General features: G+C 42.8%; 16 protein-coding genes. 13 read left to right on the top strand and 3 right to left on the bottom strand.

The features are described 5' to 3' along the window. The first annotated feature begins 30 nt into the window (after positions 1-30). A complete protein-coding gene (locus ACESR9_RS01375; RefSeq protein ID WP_373105104.1) occupies positions 31-1,818 on the top strand; it encodes a TcaA second domain-containing protein in 1,788 nt (595 codons plus the stop codon). Positions 1,819-1,828: 10 nt separating this feature from the next. After that, positions 1,829-2,608, top strand: coding sequence for an LD-carboxypeptidase LdcB/DacB (gene ldcB / locus ACESR9_RS01370; RefSeq protein ID WP_003011416.1), 780 nt, complete (start codon positions 1,829-1,831; stop codon positions 2,606-2,608). A gap of 312 nt (positions 2,609-2,920) precedes the next feature. Here the strand turns inward: ldcB and ACESR9_RS01365 are convergent, their stop codons facing one another. The 3 genes from ACESR9_RS01365 to coaA form a co-directional block, all read right to left on the bottom strand. After that, positions 2,921-3,430 carry a DNA topology modulation protein gene (locus ACESR9_RS01365; protein ID WP_373105102.1) on the bottom strand — a complete coding sequence of 170 codons (510 nt, stop codon included), beginning with the start codon at positions 3,428-3,430 and terminating at the stop codon, positions 2,921-2,923. Positions 3,431-3,496: 66 nt separating this feature from the next. Then, entirely contained in the window at positions 3,497-3,745 is a 249-nt protein-coding gene (gene rpsT, locus ACESR9_RS01360) for a 30S ribosomal protein S20 (RefSeq protein WP_003007640.1), read from the bottom strand. A gap of 96 nt (positions 3,746-3,841) precedes the next feature. Further along, a complete protein-coding gene (coaA, locus tag ACESR9_RS01355) occupies positions 3,842-4,762 on the bottom strand; it encodes a type I pantothenate kinase (RefSeq protein ID WP_272106790.1) in 921 nt (306 codons plus the stop codon). Positions 4,763-4,853: 91 nt separating this feature from the next. Between coaA and ACESR9_RS01350 the strand changes: the two genes are divergently transcribed. The 11 genes from ACESR9_RS01350 (at position 4,854) to ACESR9_RS01300 (ending at position 14,738) form a co-directional block, all read left to right on the top strand. After that, positions 4,854-5,447, top strand: a complete 594-nt coding sequence (locus tag ACESR9_RS01350; protein WP_070594890.1) for a class I SAM-dependent methyltransferase — start codon at positions 4,854-4,856, stop codon at positions 5,445-5,447. Continuing rightward, a complete protein-coding gene (locus ACESR9_RS01345; RefSeq protein WP_373105099.1) occupies positions 5,444-6,721 on the top strand; it encodes a pyrimidine-nucleoside phosphorylase in 1,278 nt (425 codons plus the stop codon). The genes ACESR9_RS01350 and ACESR9_RS01345 overlap by 4 nt, the downstream gene beginning before the upstream one ends. 17 nt (positions 6,722-6,738) lie before the next feature. Continuing rightward, the gene (gene deoC, locus ACESR9_RS01340; RefSeq protein WP_021153359.1) at positions 6,739-7,401 is read left to right on the top strand and encodes a deoxyribose-phosphate aldolase; all 663 of its coding nucleotides are present in this window, start codon (positions 6,739-6,741) and stop codon (positions 7,399-7,401) included. Then, entirely contained in the window at positions 7,388-7,780 is a 393-nt protein-coding gene (locus ACESR9_RS01335; protein ID WP_373105097.1) for a cytidine deaminase, read from the top strand. Before deoC ends, ACESR9_RS01335 begins: the two co-directional genes overlap by 14 nt. A 72-nt stretch (positions 7,781-7,852) precedes the next feature. Then, the gene (locus ACESR9_RS01330) at positions 7,853-8,914 is read left to right on the top strand and encodes a BMP family lipoprotein (protein WP_003001669.1); all 1,062 of its coding nucleotides are present in this window, start codon (positions 7,853-7,855) and stop codon (positions 8,912-8,914) included. Positions 8,915-9,043: 129 nt separating this feature from the next. Beyond that, positions 9,044-10,579: an ABC transporter ATP-binding protein gene (locus ACESR9_RS01325; RefSeq protein WP_373105095.1), complete on the top strand. Its 1,536-nt coding sequence runs from the start codon at positions 9,044-9,046 to the stop codon at positions 10,577-10,579. Beyond that, positions 10,572-11,633, top strand: a complete 1,062-nt coding sequence (locus ACESR9_RS01320) for an ABC transporter permease (RefSeq protein ID WP_003007621.1) — start codon at positions 10,572-10,574, stop codon at positions 11,631-11,633. The genes ACESR9_RS01325 and ACESR9_RS01320 overlap by 8 nt, the downstream gene beginning before the upstream one ends. Further along, positions 11,633-12,589 (top strand): ABC transporter permease, encoded by a 957-nt coding sequence (locus ACESR9_RS01315; protein ID WP_049471746.1) that lies wholly within the window; start codon positions 11,633-11,635, stop codon positions 12,587-12,589. Before ACESR9_RS01320 ends, ACESR9_RS01315 begins: the two co-directional genes overlap by 1 nt. A 120-nt stretch (positions 12,590-12,709) precedes the next feature. Next, positions 12,710-13,312 carry a hypothetical protein gene (locus ACESR9_RS01310; RefSeq protein WP_070846521.1) on the top strand — a complete coding sequence of 201 codons (603 nt, stop codon included), beginning with the start codon at positions 12,710-12,712 and terminating at the stop codon, positions 13,310-13,312. A gap of 21 nt (positions 13,313-13,333) precedes the next feature. Then, on the top strand, positions 13,334-13,969 hold the full coding sequence (locus tag ACESR9_RS01305; RefSeq protein ID WP_373105093.1) for a copper homeostasis protein CutC: 636 nt from the start codon (positions 13,334-13,336) through the stop codon (positions 13,967-13,969). A 103-nt stretch (positions 13,970-14,072) separates the two neighbouring features. Next, on the top strand, positions 14,073-14,738 hold the full coding sequence (locus ACESR9_RS01300; protein ID WP_371605166.1) for an MmcQ/YjbR family DNA-binding protein: 666 nt from the start codon (positions 14,073-14,075) through the stop codon (positions 14,736-14,738).

The raw sequence follows: 14,738 nt of genomic DNA, 5'->3' as shown, positions 1-14,738 counted from the left end.
CCCTATTTTATAATGAGGGAGAAGAGATCCATGCAAAAGAAATGGGTTGAATTATTTGAAAAAGTGATCGGTCGCAAACCGTCACCAGAAGAGTTTATGGCTGGGAAAGCTTGTGGATTTGATTTGAAACAAATTCAGTCTATCGCAGGAAATGCCCCAGCAGAGGAAGTCGCTCCTGTTGAGGAACCAGTGGTTGAACCAGTTGAAGAAGTGAAGAATGTGGATCCACTTCTAGCAGCTCGTCAGGCTTGGTTGCAACATTTTGAAGAAACCTATGGCCGCAAGCCAAGTGCGGAAGAATTTACTGCGGCTAAAAGTCAAAACTTCGAGTTTTTTGTAGGACCTGTACCTGAAGCAGAATTTGCGAACCCAGATTCTACAGAAGTAACACAGGAATATGTACCTCAACAGCCGACTCAAGAGTATACGGCTCCACTTGCTGCTGAGCAAACGCAGGTCTTTGCTGGTCCAAATGTTACAGAAGCAGGTCCAGCTCAGAAAAAACAAAAGGCCCCTAAAACGAAGGGTGGAAAGAAAGTTTCCAAGAAGAAAATTGGGATTATTTCTGCTATCGCAGTCCTTGTGATCGCTTTGGTGGCAGCCTTCTTTTACTTCCAGTCTACAACACGTGTCGAAGTGACTGCAGATAAATTTATTAAGGCAGTGGACACCAAGGATTATCGCGAAGCAGCAGATCTGCTTTCAACTGATAACGATAAATGGACGAAGGATGAAGCCGAAAGCTTTATTACCAGCATGGAAGATCAAGGGGTCGATATCGGCACAGAGTTGAATAAGATCATTGATAATGGTGGAGAGGGCAGCTATACGGATAAATCTGGAAACAAAATTTTTGGTTTGGAAAAAGCGGACAAGAAATTTGGGATCTTCCAAGAATACCGTGTAGCCAGCTATCCAGTACAAGTCAAGGTCAAGACCAATTTGGACCAAGCCAAACTCAAAGTGGCTGCCAATAAAACGGTGACCTTGAAGAAAGATGCAGTGACAGACCTTGGTTCTTTCCATTACAATACAAAAGAAATGGAATTGACTGCTAAAACAGAGGTCGGAAATGTTACTTCTAAGATCCATCTCAATCCTAAAAAAGCAACCAAGAATAACTTAGAATTGCAGTTGAATTCTGAAAAACGCAATTTAGAAGTTGAGTTCCCAGATGAAGTTGAAAACCCAACGGATGTGAAGGTTGTGGTTAACGGCAAAGAAGTCGGAACCAGCACGACCTTTGAAGTAGATAGCATCCCTTATCAAGAAATTGAAGTACATGCCGTCTTCAACATGAATGGGGAAACCTATACAACTGAGAAGGCTAAGGTGACGATTGAAGAGGGTGAGAACGATCCGATCGAACTCAAACTAGCCAAAGATACCCTAAAACGCATCAAGAGTGCACAGGATGCTAAGAAAGCGCAAGCAACCAAAGAAGAACAAAATCGGACCTTGGCAGAAGAATTCTTGAAAGAGTACCGCGACGCTGTCTTTAGCTCCGTTTCAAATCGAAACAACACCTACTCTAAATACTATGACACACAAAGTCAAGCTTATAAAGACATGGTTGAATTCACAACTGGTGATGGTGTTCGAAAGGCAAAAATTGACTACTATACTCCAGGAGCTTTGGACATTCAAAGTGTCACTGAAGAAAATGGTGTGGTGACGATCAAGACTTATGAAGACTTTACCGTGCATTATACCGATAGCCATCCAGATTCACAAAATCGCAAGTACAAGACCTACACTTTGAAAAAAGTAGGTGCAAGTTATGTGATTACGGATATTGTCGTAACAAAAGAATCATAGGAGATTCCTCATGAAAGCAAGATTTTCCAAATTAACTTTGGTGACAGTTGCCTTGTTAACCCTGACAGCTTGCTCCCAATCTCAATCCACTAGTTCTAAATCTTCTGCAAAAGAAGAAACTAAACAAACGCAAACCAAGTCTTCCAAAGAAACGTCTTCTGCAAAGGATACGTCAAAAGAAACTGGCAAAGAAGAGTCGTCAAAAGCTGGTAAGTCAGATGTGAAAGTGGACTCTGGTGTGAGCTATAATGGTTCTTACTATAGTGTCAAAGGGAAATATGGTGAGGTCATGATCGCCAACAAACATTATCCCTTGTCGCCTGACTTTAACCCAGGTGAAGATCCTGAAGCTGTTTCAGCCCTTCATGAATTGATCGCAGCCATGCAGGCAGAAGGTTATCCGATCAGTGACCAATATAGTGGTTTTCGTAGCTACGACACCCAAGTTGGCCTCTATCAAAACTATGTCAATCAAGATGGTCAGGAAGCCGCCGATCGTTATTCTGCAAGACCGGGTTATAGTGAACATCAGACAGGTTTGACCTTTGATTTGATCGATACCAGTGGTAATCTGGTGACGGAACCTGGACCAAGTAAGTGGTTGCTCAAGAATGCTGCTAAATATGGCTTTGTGGTTCGATACCAAGAAGGAAAAGAAAAAGTGACAGGCTACATGCCAGAGAGCTGGCATCTCCGCTATATCGGAAAAGAAGCACAAGATATCGCTGACTCAGGTTTGAGTCTGGAAGAATACTATGGCTTCACCGGTGGCGATTACGTTGATAAATAAAAAAGGTTGGGATTGACATCCCAACCTCAGATTGAAGACAAAGTCATATAAAAAACTTTCCTTAGGTGAGTACGGACGTCAGCGAACTTCTACGAAGTTCCATGACTAATTATTGAGCCTAAGGTCTCAATAATTCCGAGTGCCTGAATCGTTATTGTTTCAGGCACTTTACTCACAGCGGAAAGTCTTGGTATTTTCTTGATTCATCTAAAAAATTGAACTCAATTTTATTTCTTATCAGAATCGCTTAATTTATTTTACTTTAAAATAGTTTGTCTACATTTTAAGGTTGGGATAGATATCCCAACCTTTTTATTGTATGTTTTTTAGAAACTCATCCAGCTCTTTTTGATTCTTGAGAGAGAGAAATTTGTCTGGATAGTTTTGGCCGATAGTCTGATAGCGTGTGACCTGTCTAGCTTGGCGACCGTCCCAAAGGATCCAACGGATGAATTCCCAGTCAAAGCGTTCGGGGCAACCTGCCGCCATACTCTCACGGACTCGGCCTTTATAACGGCGGTATCGTTTCCAGGCTCTAAAGAGGCAGTTCCAACGAGAGAAGTTGAGAAAGATAATCTGGTCGGCTTGCTCCATTCTTTCCTCATAGAAGCACCAAGAGTAATTGCCATCAATGACCCAGTCTCTATGATCGCTGAGAAACTGTCTCATCTCTTTCTCCATCCAATCCCGGTCACTGTCTATCCAGCCCGGTTGAAATTGAAGGGTGTCCATATGGAGCTTGGGAATGGAGTAGTAGCGAGCTAAGTTTTCAGCCAAGGTAGATTTTCCAGATCCAGAATAGCCGATAATAACAATTTTCATAAGCACCTCTCAAAAAATTAGGCACAAAAAAAGCTCCGGAGAGCTTGATTTTTATGCTGTTCTTGATTAACCAAGTTTCGCTGCAAGACGTGCTTTATCACGGCTAGCTTTGTTCTTGTGGATCAAACCTTTAGTTTCTGCTTTATCGATAGCTGAGCTAGCAGCGCGGTAAAGTTCTTCAGATGGGTTTGCTTCAAAAGCTTTGATTGCAGTACGCATAGCTGATTTTTGAGCTGAGTTTTTTTCGTTTTGTTTAACGTTCAATTCAGCGCGTTTGATAGCTGATTTAATGTTTGCCAAGTTATTCACCTCCATTGATAATCTAACTATCTCATTATATATGAAAAGTTAAGATTTGACAAGCCTAAAATAGCTTTTCCTTAAAAAAGTACCGTTAACAGGCCATTTTCTCTAGCGTTTGAGATAAATTTCGTCGATTTCATGGTTGGTTGCTTTATGGAGAATCAGATCAGCTCGGTTTCTGGTTGGTTGAATGTAATGTTGTAAGTTAACTAAATTAATGGATTCCCAGACCTGATGGGCCATGCTTAAAACTTCCTCTAAGGGTTGTTCCGTAAATCGATAGTAGTAGTTCTTGGGATCATTTTGAGCTAATGCCAGGAGTTTTTGGAAGCGATCGATATACCAAGATTCGATATCATCGACTGCGGCATCCACATAGATCGAAAAATCAAAGAAATCGGTCATATAGAGACTGTCATTTTGCGGATTTTGAAAGACATTGATTCCTTCTACAATGACAAAATCAGCCGGTAAAATCGTTTGCTTCTCATCTGGGACAATATCGTAAATTTCGTGGGAATAGACAGGGATTTCTACACTCTTGTTGTTTTTGATTTGATTGAGAAAATCAAGAAGCAATTCCATGTCATAGCTTTCAGGAAATCCTTTTCGATTGAGGAGCTCTTGTTCTTTTAAGATGGCATTTGGATAGAGAAAGCCATCTGTTGTCACCAATTCTACGGTCGAGCCTTCGAAGGTCCGCGAAAGTAGGATTTGGAGAAGACGACTAGTAGTCGATTTCCCAACAGCGACACTCCCAGAAACCCCAATGATAAAGGGTTGGCGTTCACTCGTTTTTTGGAGAAAAATCCCTTTTGAGAAGGCCAAATCTTCTTTGGAACGCTTGTAGATTCCGATCAAGTTTGTCAAAGGCAGGTAGACGTCACGCACATCCTGGAGGTTGATGCGGTCGTTAAAACTTTTAATAGAATTTAGCTCTGTTTGAGAGAGAGGCGGGGTGGTTTTGCGATGCAAATTTTGCCAGGTTTCCCGATTGATTTTTTCAAAATGTAGAAATTCTTTGTCCATATGTCACTCCTATTTGTAGTCTTTAGTATACCAATTTTTAGAGGTCATGTAAACGATTTAAAAAAGGAGTGAATTATGATAAAATAACCTTATGAGTAAAATGTATTTCGATGTAAACCCAGATGCAGCCCATGATATTCATGATCTGGCTGTTGTTTTATTGGGACAAAAGATGAATTTTTATACGGACGCCGGCGTCTTTAGTAAAAAAATGATTGACTATGGAAGCCAGGTGCTCTTATCAACCCTGGATTTTCAAGAAGGGGAAAGTGTCCTCGATGTTGGCTGTGGCTATGGTCCAATTGGCCTCTCTCTCGCTAAAGCCCAGGGAGTCGCAGTGACCATGGTCGATGTCAATGAGAGGGCACTAGACTTGGCTAAGAAAAATGCTAGCCGAAACGGCGTGGAAGTTCAGATCTTTTCTTCGGATGTCTATGAAGCAGTCGAAGGGGTCTTTGACCATGTAATCAGTAATCCGCCGATCCGAGCTGGTAAGAAAGTGGTCCACCAAGTGATCACCGGTAGTTTTGAACATTTGAAACCAGGTGGAGACTTGACCATTGTCATTCAGAAAAAACAAGGGGCTCCGAGCGCTAAGGCCAAGATGGAAGAGACGTTTGGCAATTGTGAAATCGTAAAAAAAGACAAAGGCTATTATATTTTAAGAAGTGAGAAAGAATCATGAGAGCAGTAGATATCATTCAGAAAAAAAGAGATGGTCTTGCCTTAAACAAGGAAGAAATTGAATGGCTGATTGAGGGCTATGTTGCTGGAACGGTTCCAGATTACCAAATGTCCGCTTTTGCTATGGCTGTTTATTTTAAAGGGATGACGACGGAAGAAATCTCTCATATGACCATGAAGATGGTCCAAACGGGGCAACAGTTTGATCTGTCAGCTATTCCAGGAATCAAGGTGGACAAACACTCGACTGGTGGTGTAGGAGACAAGGTAACCTTGGTCTTGGTGCCTTTGGTTGCAAGTTTCGGAGTGCCGGTTGCAAAAATGAGTGGTCGTGGCTTAGGCCACACAGGTGGGACCATCGATAAGTTGGAATCCATTAAAGGTTTCCAGATTGAACGGAACCAAGAGGAATTTATCCAGCAGGTGCAGGAGATCGGCTTATCGGTCATTGGTCAATCCGACCAACTCGTAAAAGCAGACAAACTCTTGTATGCTCTGCGTGATGTGACAGCGACAGTGGACACCATTCCTTTGATTGCTAGCTCCGTCATGAGTAAGAAAATTGCAGCTGGTGCTGATGCCATTCTTCTCGATGTCACCGTTGGAGAAGGGGCCTTTATGAAGACCATTGAAGAGGCGCGTGAACTAGCTCGTACCATGGTGGATCTTGGAAATGCAGTGGGTCGGAAAACCATCGCTGTCATTACAGATATGAGCCAACCTTTGGGAACCAGCATTGGTAATCGTTTAGAGATTTTGGAAGCCCTGGATATTCTGAAAGGACAGGGGCGTGCTGATGTCACAGAGTTTATTTGTGAATTAGCACAAATCATGTTGAAATTAGCCAATGTAGATCAATCAATTGAAGCCATTCATGAACACTTGAGCAATGGACGAGCCTTAGCCAAGTTTGAAGAAATGGTCGTGGCACAAGGTGGAAACTTAGAGGATTTGCATCGTCCCGTCAAAGTAGATCAGGTCCTTGAAGTAACAGCAGATCAAGATGGCGTTATTGCAGCTTTACCTGCCATGGAATTTGGCCTATTAGCCATGCGACTTGGTGCTGGCCGTGCTGTCAAATCAGATCCCCTCGATTATGAAACAGGGATTGTATTTGACAAAAAAGTGGGAGAGCACGTTAAAAAAGGGGAACGCATTGCTCGTATTTTCGTGAATGAAAAAAATTCACAAGAAAGCGTTACAGAATTCAAAAAAAATGTTAAAATACTAGAAAGGGCTGAAAGCGTTAAAGAAATTATTGAAATAATATCTTAAGCAGCTCAGGAGATTGTATGAAGTTAAATAAATATATCGATCACACTCTTTTAAAACCAGATGCACAACAAGAACAGATCGAAAAGCTGATCGAAGAAGCCAAGGCTTATGATTTTGCGAGTGTCTGTGTGAACCCGACATGGGTGAATTTTGCGGCTGAGGGCTTGCGTGATTCAGACGTTAAAGTTTGTACCGTCATTGGTTTTCCTTTGGGAGCAAATACACCATTTGTCAAAGCGTGTGAAACAAAAAATGCGATTCAAAATGGTGCCGATGAGATTGACATGGTCATTAATATCGGGGCTCTTAAGTCTAAGAATTTAGCACTAGTTGAGGAAGATATCCAAGCTGTAGTCGAAGCGAGCGGTGATAAGCTCGTCAAAGTCATCATTGAGACTTGTCTCTTAACAGATGATGAAAAGATCGTTGCTTGCCAAATTGCTAAGTCAGCTGGCGCAGACTTTGTGAAGACTTCAACTGGCTTTTCAACTGGAGGAGCAACGGTAGAAGATGTGGCCTTAATGCGTCAAACTGTTGGACCCGACATGGGTGTTAAAGCTTCTGGTGGTGCTCGCTCTTATGAAGATGCTCTTGCTTTTATCGAAGCTGGTGCGACCCGTATCGGGACTTCTTCTGGTGTAGCCATCATGGAAGGTAAGGTGGCTCATGGCGACTACTGAGTTGATTGACTTAGCAGTTGAAGTGAGTCAACAAGCCTATGTGCCTTACTCTCATTTCCCAATTGGAGCTGTACTGCTAACGAAGGATGGAGAAATCTATACAGGTGTCAATATCGAAAATGCCAGTTTTGGTTTGACCAACTGTGGAGAACGGACAGCCATTTTTAAAGCTGTTTCTGAAGGAGCTCGTGAGTTTCAAGAGCTCATTATTTACGGGCAAACAGAAAAGCCCATCTCTCCATGTGGTGCTTGTCGCCAGGTCATGGCTGAATTTTTTGAGCCAGACCTTCCTGTAACCTTAGTATCTAAAGATAAATCGACGGTCGTGATGACGGTCAAGGAATTACTTCCATATTCCTTTACAGACCTGACTTTATAGGTCTGTGAGGCGGTCTTTTGACCCTTTCAATACTTCGCAACAATGTTGCACAATAATTTAGGAGGTTCAGTAATGAACAAGAAACAATGGCTAGGCCTTGGTCTAGTAACTGTCGCTGCTATCGGACTTGCAGCATGTGGAAATCGTGCGTCTAAAAAAGATAGCGCAAACTCAGAATCTAAAACAGATTTGAAAGCTGCTATCGTTACCGATACTGGTGGTGTGGATGACAAATCATTCAACCAATCTGCTTGGGAAGGTTTGCAAGCTTGGGGGAAAGAAAACGGTCTTTCTAAAGGGAACGGATTTGACTACTTCCAATCAACAGATGAATCTCAATATGCGACAAACCTTGATGAAGCTGTTTCTAACGACTACAAATTGATCTTTGGTGTTGGTTTTGCCTTGCGTGATGCAGTAGAAAAAGCGGCTTCTGACAACGAAGAAACAAACTTTGTTATCATTGACGACCGTATTGAAGGTAAAAAGAACGTAGCATCTGCTGTCTTTGCCGACAACGAAGCTGGTTACCTTGCTGGTATCGCTGCTGCGAAAACTACAAAAACTAAACAAGTTGGTTTTGTAGGTGGTATGGAAAGTGAAGTTATCACTCGTTTCCGCGCTGGATTTGAAGCTGGTGTTAAATCTGTTGACCCATCTATCAAAGTTCAAGTAGACTACGCTGGTTCATTCGGTGACGCTGCTAAAGGTAAAACAATTGCTGCTGCACAATACGCTGCAGGTGCAGACGTTATCTACCAAGTAGCTGGTGGTACTGGAGCAGGTGTCTTCTCTGAAGCAAAAGACTTGAACGAGAAGAAAAATGAAGACGAAAAAGTTTGGGTTCTTGGTGTGGACCGTGACCAAAAAGCTGAAGGTGAATACACTTCTAAAGATGGTAAAAAATCTAACTTTGTCTTGGCTTCAAGCTTGAAGAAAGTCGGAGAATCTGTAAAAGACTTGGCTAAGAAAGCTGCTGACGGTAAATTCCCTGGCGGTAAAGTGATTACTTATAGCTTGAAAGATGGTGGAGTTGATTTGACAACTGACAACCTTTCTGCGGATGCTAAAAAAGCTGTCGAAGATGCCAAAGCTAAAATCCTTGATGGATCTCTTAAAGTTCCTGAAAAATAATATTTGATTGGGCGGCCCTCCCTTTAAGGGCCGTTTCTTTTAAAGTGAGACATTTTTGTCTCAATAAAATCTGTTAGTTCTCTAGCAGATTTTATTGAAATAAAAAAATTTTGAAAGGAAAACACCCACATGACACATGAATATGTCATCGAAATGCGTGAGATTACCAAAAAATTTGGTGACTTTGTAGCAAATGATAAGATTAATCTTCAGTTGCGCAAAGGTGAAATCCATGCACTTCTTGGAGAAAATGGTGCAGGGAAATCTACCCTGATGAATATGCTGGCTGGTTTGTTGGAACCAACAAGCGGAGACATCGTGGTAAATGGAAAAACTGTTAACCTAGACTCACCTTCAAAAGCAGCTTCTTTAGGAATTGGAATGGTGCACCAACACTTTATGTTGGTTGAAGCCTTCACTGTTGTTGAAAATATCATCCTTGGTTCTGAAACCACTAAACATGGTGTTTTGGACCTTAAAAAAGCCAGCCAAGATATCCTTGATTTGTCTAAAAAATATGGCTTGGCAGTAGATCCACATGCTAAAGTTGAGGATATTTCCGTTGGTGCGCAGCAACGTGTGGAAATCTTAAAGACGCTTTATCGTGGAGCCGACATCCTGATCTTCGATGAACCAACTGCAGTGTTGACACCAGCTGAAATCGAAGAATTGATGACAATCATGAAGAACTTGGCGAATGAAGGAAAATCCATTATCTTGATTACGCACAAGTTGGATGAAATCCGTGCTGTTTCAGACCGCGTAACGGTTATTCGCCGTGGTAAATCGATTGAGACAGTCGAGATTGGTGGAGCTACTAACCAAGACTTGGCCGAAATGATGGTCGGCCGTTCTGTTTCCTTTAAGACTGAAAAAGGTCCTTCTCAACCGAAAGAAGTGGTCTTGTCGATCGAAAACTTGGTTGTAAACGAAAACCGTGGTGTCCCAGCTGTTAAGAATTTGTCACTGGAACTTCGTGCTGGTGAAGTCGTTGGGATCGCAGGGATTGATGGAAATGGTCAGTCTGAGTTGATCCAAGCGATTACAGGTCTACGGAAGGTAAAATCGGGTTCAATTAAGATTAAAGGCAAGGATGTTGTAGGACTACGTCCACGTCAAATCACAGAAATGAAGGTAGGGCACGTCCCTGAAGACCGTCACCGGGATGGTTTGGTCCTTGATATGATGATCTCTGAAAACATGGCTCTTCAAACTTACTACAAAGAACCTCTTAGCAAGAATGGTATTTTGAATTATCCAAATATTACCTCTTATGCCAAGAAGCTCATGGAAGAGTTTGATGTTCGTGCAGCTAGTGAAGTGGTACCAGCTAAGGCTCTCTCTGGAGGAAACCAGCAAAAAGCCATTATCGCGCGGGAAATCGATCGCGATCCAGATCTCTTGATCGTCAGCCAGCCAACTCGTGGTTTGGACGTTGGAGCGATTGAATATATCCACAAACGTTTGATTCAAGAACGGGATAATGGAAAAGCCGTTCTGGTTGTCAGCATTGAATTAGATGAAATTTTGAATGTTTCTGACCGTATTGCAGTTATTCATGATGGGAAGATCCAAGGGATCGTAACCCCTGAAACAACGAATAAGCAAGAGCTTGGAATCCTCATGGCAGGAGGACAAGTAAAGGAGGGAGCATCAAATGAATAAGAATTTAAAACAAATTGCCGTTCCATTGGTGTCTGTCCTTTTAGGGTTGGTCTTGGGTGCCATTATTATGTGGGCCTTCAGCTATGATGCCCTTTGGGGATATGAATTGCTGTTTAAGAAAGCCTTTGGTTCGATTAAGAGTTGGGGAAATATTTCCCGTGCCATGGGGCCACTGATTTTAGTTGCTCTTGGATTTTCAGTAGCCAGCCGGGCCGGCTTCTTTAACGTTGGACTTCCAGGTCAGGCTTTTGCAGGATGGATCATGGCGACTTGGTTTGCCCTTTCTTTCCCAAATATGCCTCGCTTACTGATGATTCCGATGACTGTTTTGATTGCGGCTATCGCAGGTGGATTTATTGGAGCGATTCCTGGTTTCCTTCGTGCCTATCTCGGAACCAGTGAGGTCATCATCACCATTATGATGAACTACATTGTTCTCTATGGTGGGAATGCCTTGATCCATAGCTTCCCAGCTTCCTTGATGAAAAACAAGGACTCAACCATTGATGTGGGAGCTAACGCTGTCTACCAGACAGAGTGGCTGCGTAATTTGACGGACAAATCACAAATGAACATCGGGATCTTCTTTGCCATCATCGCAGTGGTGGTCATCTGGTTCTTGATGAAGAAAACAACACTTGGTTTTGAAATCCGTGCCGTTGGTCTCAATGCGAATGCGGCGGAATATGCTGGGATGTCTGCAAAACGGACCATTATCCTTTCTATGATCATTTCTGGTGCTCTTGCTGGTATCGGTGGGGTAGCAGAAGGTCTGGGTATTTACTCAAATGTCTACGTTCAAACCAGCTCGATGAGTGTTGGATTTAACGGAATGGCCGTTGCCCTTCTTGCAATGAATTCACCAATTGGTATTCCATTTGCTGCCTTCTTGTTTGGAGCACTTCAAATTGGAGGAGTTGGTATGAAGCCAGCTGCCATCCCTGAAGAAGTCGTTCAAATTGTAACAGCATCCATTATCTTCTTCGTATGTGCTCACTACATTATTGAAAAGATGATCTCGATGCGTTCAGCTAAAAAAGGAGGAGCAAACTAATGAGTATTGTAACGATTTTAAGTATTCTTGTTTCCTCTATGATTGTGTATGCAGCGCCGCTGATCTTCACAAGTATCGGAGGAGCATACTCAGAACACGCTGGGGTTGTTAACGTTGGTCTGGAAGGAATCATGGTTATGGGAGCCTTCTCAGGAATTATCTTTAACTTGACTTTTGAGCCTGCCTTAGGAAGTTTGACACCATGGTTGTCCTTGATCGTTGCTGCAGGGATTGGAGTACTCTTCTCCTTGATTCACGCGGTGGCAACCATTCATTTCCGTGCTGACCATATCGTCTCAGGTACGGTATTGAACTTGATGGCACCTCCACTTGCGGTCTTCCTTGTTAAAGCGATGTATAACAAGGGACAAACTGATAATATCAAAGTTGCCTTCGGGAAAACATCCATTCCGGTCTTATCTAAAATTCCGGTAATTGGGGATATTTTCTTCAACAATGCCAGCATCATCGGCTGGGTTGCGATTCTCTTCTCATTCTTTGCTTGGTTCATCATGTTCAAGACAAAATTTGGATTGCGTCTTCGTTCAGTTGGGGAACACCCACAAGCAGCAGATACATTGGGAATCAATGTTTATAAAATGCGCTACTTAGGAGTGATGATCTCAGGTGCCCTAGCTGGTATTGGAGGAGCCATATACGCTCAATCTATTTCCGTTAACTTTGCGGTGACTACTATTGTTGGTCCTGGTTTCATCGCCCTTGCGGCTATGATTTTCGGGAAATGGAACCCAATCGGGGCCATGCTTGCTAGTCTCTTCTTTGGAGCTTCACAAAGTTTGGCTGTTATCGGGAATCAATTGCCTTTACTTAAAGGTATCCCATCCATCTACTTGCAAATTGCGCCTTACGTCTTGACCATGGTTGTCTTGGCAGCCTTCTTCGGACAAGCAGTTGCGCCAAAAGCAGATGGTGTTAACTACATTAAATCGAAATAATGCACAGAGAGATGCGAGGTTTCCTCGGTCTCTTTTGCTTTGTAAAGGCCCCTCTTAGTCGCAATTTCTTTAGATTTAGGGTACAATAAGAATACAACTTTTCACGTATTGGAGGAGCAGATGTTTAAGTGGATGAAACGCCTGATTGGCATGGTGATCGTTTTATTTATTTTATTAGTGATCTTGTTGGTTCCTGGATCTATCCCTGAAGGAGAGCAACTGAGAAATGTGCAGGCAGGGAGTTCTTTGATTGAGTTGGCTCAAAATGCTGTTTCAAATGCCTCTGTGAGCACTGAAGGGCTCTCAACTGAGCTAAGTCTCAATTCAGTGCAATTGAGTCAGGTCGTAAAAACAAGTGCTGGATCCGCCCTTGACAATTCTGACTATCAAAAGATGGCATTAGGAATGGATGGCAATGACCTTCATGTCAAAGTTCCTGTATCATTAGGGCCAATCGATAGCTATCTAGATTTAACCATGACCGGTCAAGTTGAAAACAATGTCATGAATTTGACCGTGACCGGTGCTAAATTAGGGAAAATGCCCATTCCAAAATTCTTGGTTCTCAACTATTTGAAGGATCAATCCAATCAAAATGGAGGCGGCTTCACAGTGAATGGTGATCAAATCACCCTTGATATCCCTCAAGCAGGCTATAGCATCTCAAAAGCGAGAGTGGAAAATGGCAATGCTAAGGTAACCGTTAGTATATCCTTGTTTTAAGTCTTTGTAATTGGAGTTGTCATGCTTGTCTTTGAATTTTGTGCAGAGAATTTAACTTATATTGATAAGGCGATTGCTGCTGGGGCAGGTCGCATTGAACTGTGCGATAACCTGGCAGTAGGAGGGACCACACCTAGTATAGGTGTGATCAATGAAGCAATCAAACTGACAAGAGAGAAGTCCGTGGATCTATGTGTCATTATCCGACCCCGAGGTGGCGATTTTGTCTATACTGATCTGGAAGTCGAAGCTATGCTGACGGATATTCGTGCTGCGAAAGAAATAGGGGTTACTTGTTTTGTGCTGGGAGCGCTGACGAGCGATCGAAAGTTGGACCAGAGGATCATGCAGCTTTTACTAGCAGCCTGTGGAGAGGCAGAGGTTGTCTTTCATATGGCCTTTGATGAGTTAGCTCATACAGATCAGCTAGAAGCGATTGAGTGGCTTTCTGATCAGGGTGTAGCCCGCATTTTATCACGAGCTGGAAGTCCAGGTGACCCACTAGAGCAACGTTTTGCACACTATCATTGTTTATTAGATGCGGCTAAGGGAAAAATTCAGATCCTGCCAGGTGGAGGTGTGACCCTTGACAATCGTCAGCTCTTTTTGGAGCAATTGGGCGTTTGTCAACTGCATGGCACGCGCATCGTGTTTTAAAGAAGAAACGATCACTGCTTGAAGTAGTTTTGAAGATCCGTTATCAAGGTTGGGGACGTTGTTTCCAGCCTCTTCTAGTGCAAAAATGAATAAGGGAGAGAAAATGTTTTTAGAGCATTATTTTGACCGGTACACCTTTCAGCCAGAAAAGGGATTGGCTTACGGATTTGAGAAGAGAGGGGCAGGCTATGAGTACCAGTGTCCCGTCTTATCTGACACTTTTCTCTTAAAGGTCCGTGTCTGCGACCAGAAGATTTCTTTTCAGGTCTATGATCAGGATACAGGGGACGAGTATATCCAGATCCATCTGGAACAGCTACAAGGAAATTTCGTCGGCCAAGTCAGGGAAGCCTGTCAGGAAAGTCTTGCAAGGATTCGGCAAGCTTGTTTTGAGGTAGAAGAATTTCTCTATCCTCAAGCCAAGCGTCTCATGGCCTATATCTCCCTGCACTATCAGGGAACGATTGAGTATTTGTGGGAGAGATCTCCGGAATCCGGTGCCATTCGCCACCGAGACACCCTCAAGTGGTATGGTGTCTTTATGACCATTGATTGGAAAAAACTGGATGCTGGCAAGTCTGGGAAAATAGAAGTTTTGAATGTTAAGTCTGATCAAGTAGCCCATTTCATCCAGCAGAAAGGGATTTATCCAGCTTTTCATATGAATAAAAACTATTGGGTGAGTATCCCTCTAGATGAAACAATTACTGATGAGGACTTGTTTGCTCTAGTGGATAGTAGCTGGCAACTCACCAAAAAGGGGAAATAA

It is taken from the genome of Streptococcus parasanguinis, assembly GCF_964238605.1.
GTDB classification, from domain to species: domain Bacteria; phylum Bacillota; class Bacilli; order Lactobacillales; family Streptococcaceae; genus Streptococcus; species Streptococcus parasanguinis_AJ.
The sequence above is the reverse complement of the archived record's forward strand: the minus strand, read 5'-3'. Positions and strand labels throughout refer to the sequence as shown.

Bases quoted from the DNA above. Each gene is read 5' to 3' on its own strand.
- ACESR9_RS01345 (WP_373105099.1), top strand. From the start codon at position 5,444: ATGAGAGCAGTAGATATCATTCAGAAAAAAAGAGATGGTCTTGCCTTA.
- ACESR9_RS01310 (WP_070846521.1), top strand. From the start codon at position 12,710: ATGTTTAAGTGGATGAAACGCCTGATTGGCATGGTGATCGTTTTATTT.
- rpsT (WP_003007640.1), bottom strand. From the start codon at position 3,745: ATGGAGGTGAATAACTTGGCAAACATTAAATCAGCTATCAAACGCGCT.
- ACESR9_RS01350 (WP_070594890.1), top strand. From the start codon at position 4,854: ATGAGTAAAATGTATTTCGATGTAAACCCAGATGCAGCCCATGATATT.
- ACESR9_RS01325 (WP_373105095.1), top strand. From the start codon at position 9,044: ATGACACATGAATATGTCATCGAAATGCGTGAGATTACCAAAAAATTT.
- ACESR9_RS01335 (WP_373105097.1), top strand. From the start codon at position 7,388: ATGGCGACTACTGAGTTGATTGACTTAGCAGTTGAAGTGAGTCAACAA.
- ACESR9_RS01365 (WP_373105102.1), bottom strand. From the start codon at position 3,430: ATGAAAATTGTTATTATCGGCTATTCTGGATCTGGAAAATCTACCTTG.
- ACESR9_RS01305 (WP_373105093.1), top strand. From the start codon at position 13,334: ATGCTTGTCTTTGAATTTTGTGCAGAGAATTTAACTTATATTGATAAG.
- ACESR9_RS01315 (WP_049471746.1), top strand. From the start codon at position 11,633: ATGAGTATTGTAACGATTTTAAGTATTCTTGTTTCCTCTATGATTGTG.
- ldcB (WP_003011416.1), top strand. From the start codon at position 1,829: ATGAAAGCAAGATTTTCCAAATTAACTTTGGTGACAGTTGCCTTGTTA.
- ACESR9_RS01375 (WP_373105104.1), top strand. From the start codon at position 31: ATGCAAAAGAAATGGGTTGAATTATTTGAAAAAGTGATCGGTCGCAAA.
- coaA (WP_272106790.1), bottom strand. From the start codon at position 4,762: ATGGACAAAGAATTTCTACATTTTGAAAAAATCAATCGGGAAACCTGG.
- deoC (WP_021153359.1), top strand. From the start codon at position 6,739: ATGAAGTTAAATAAATATATCGATCACACTCTTTTAAAACCAGATGCA.
- ACESR9_RS01320 (WP_003007621.1), top strand. From the start codon at position 10,572: ATGAATAAGAATTTAAAACAAATTGCCGTTCCATTGGTGTCTGTCCTT.
- ACESR9_RS01330 (WP_003001669.1), top strand. From the start codon at position 7,853: ATGAACAAGAAACAATGGCTAGGCCTTGGTCTAGTAACTGTCGCTGCT.
- ACESR9_RS01300 (WP_371605166.1), top strand. From the start codon at position 14,073: ATGTTTTTAGAGCATTATTTTGACCGGTACACCTTTCAGCCAGAAAAG.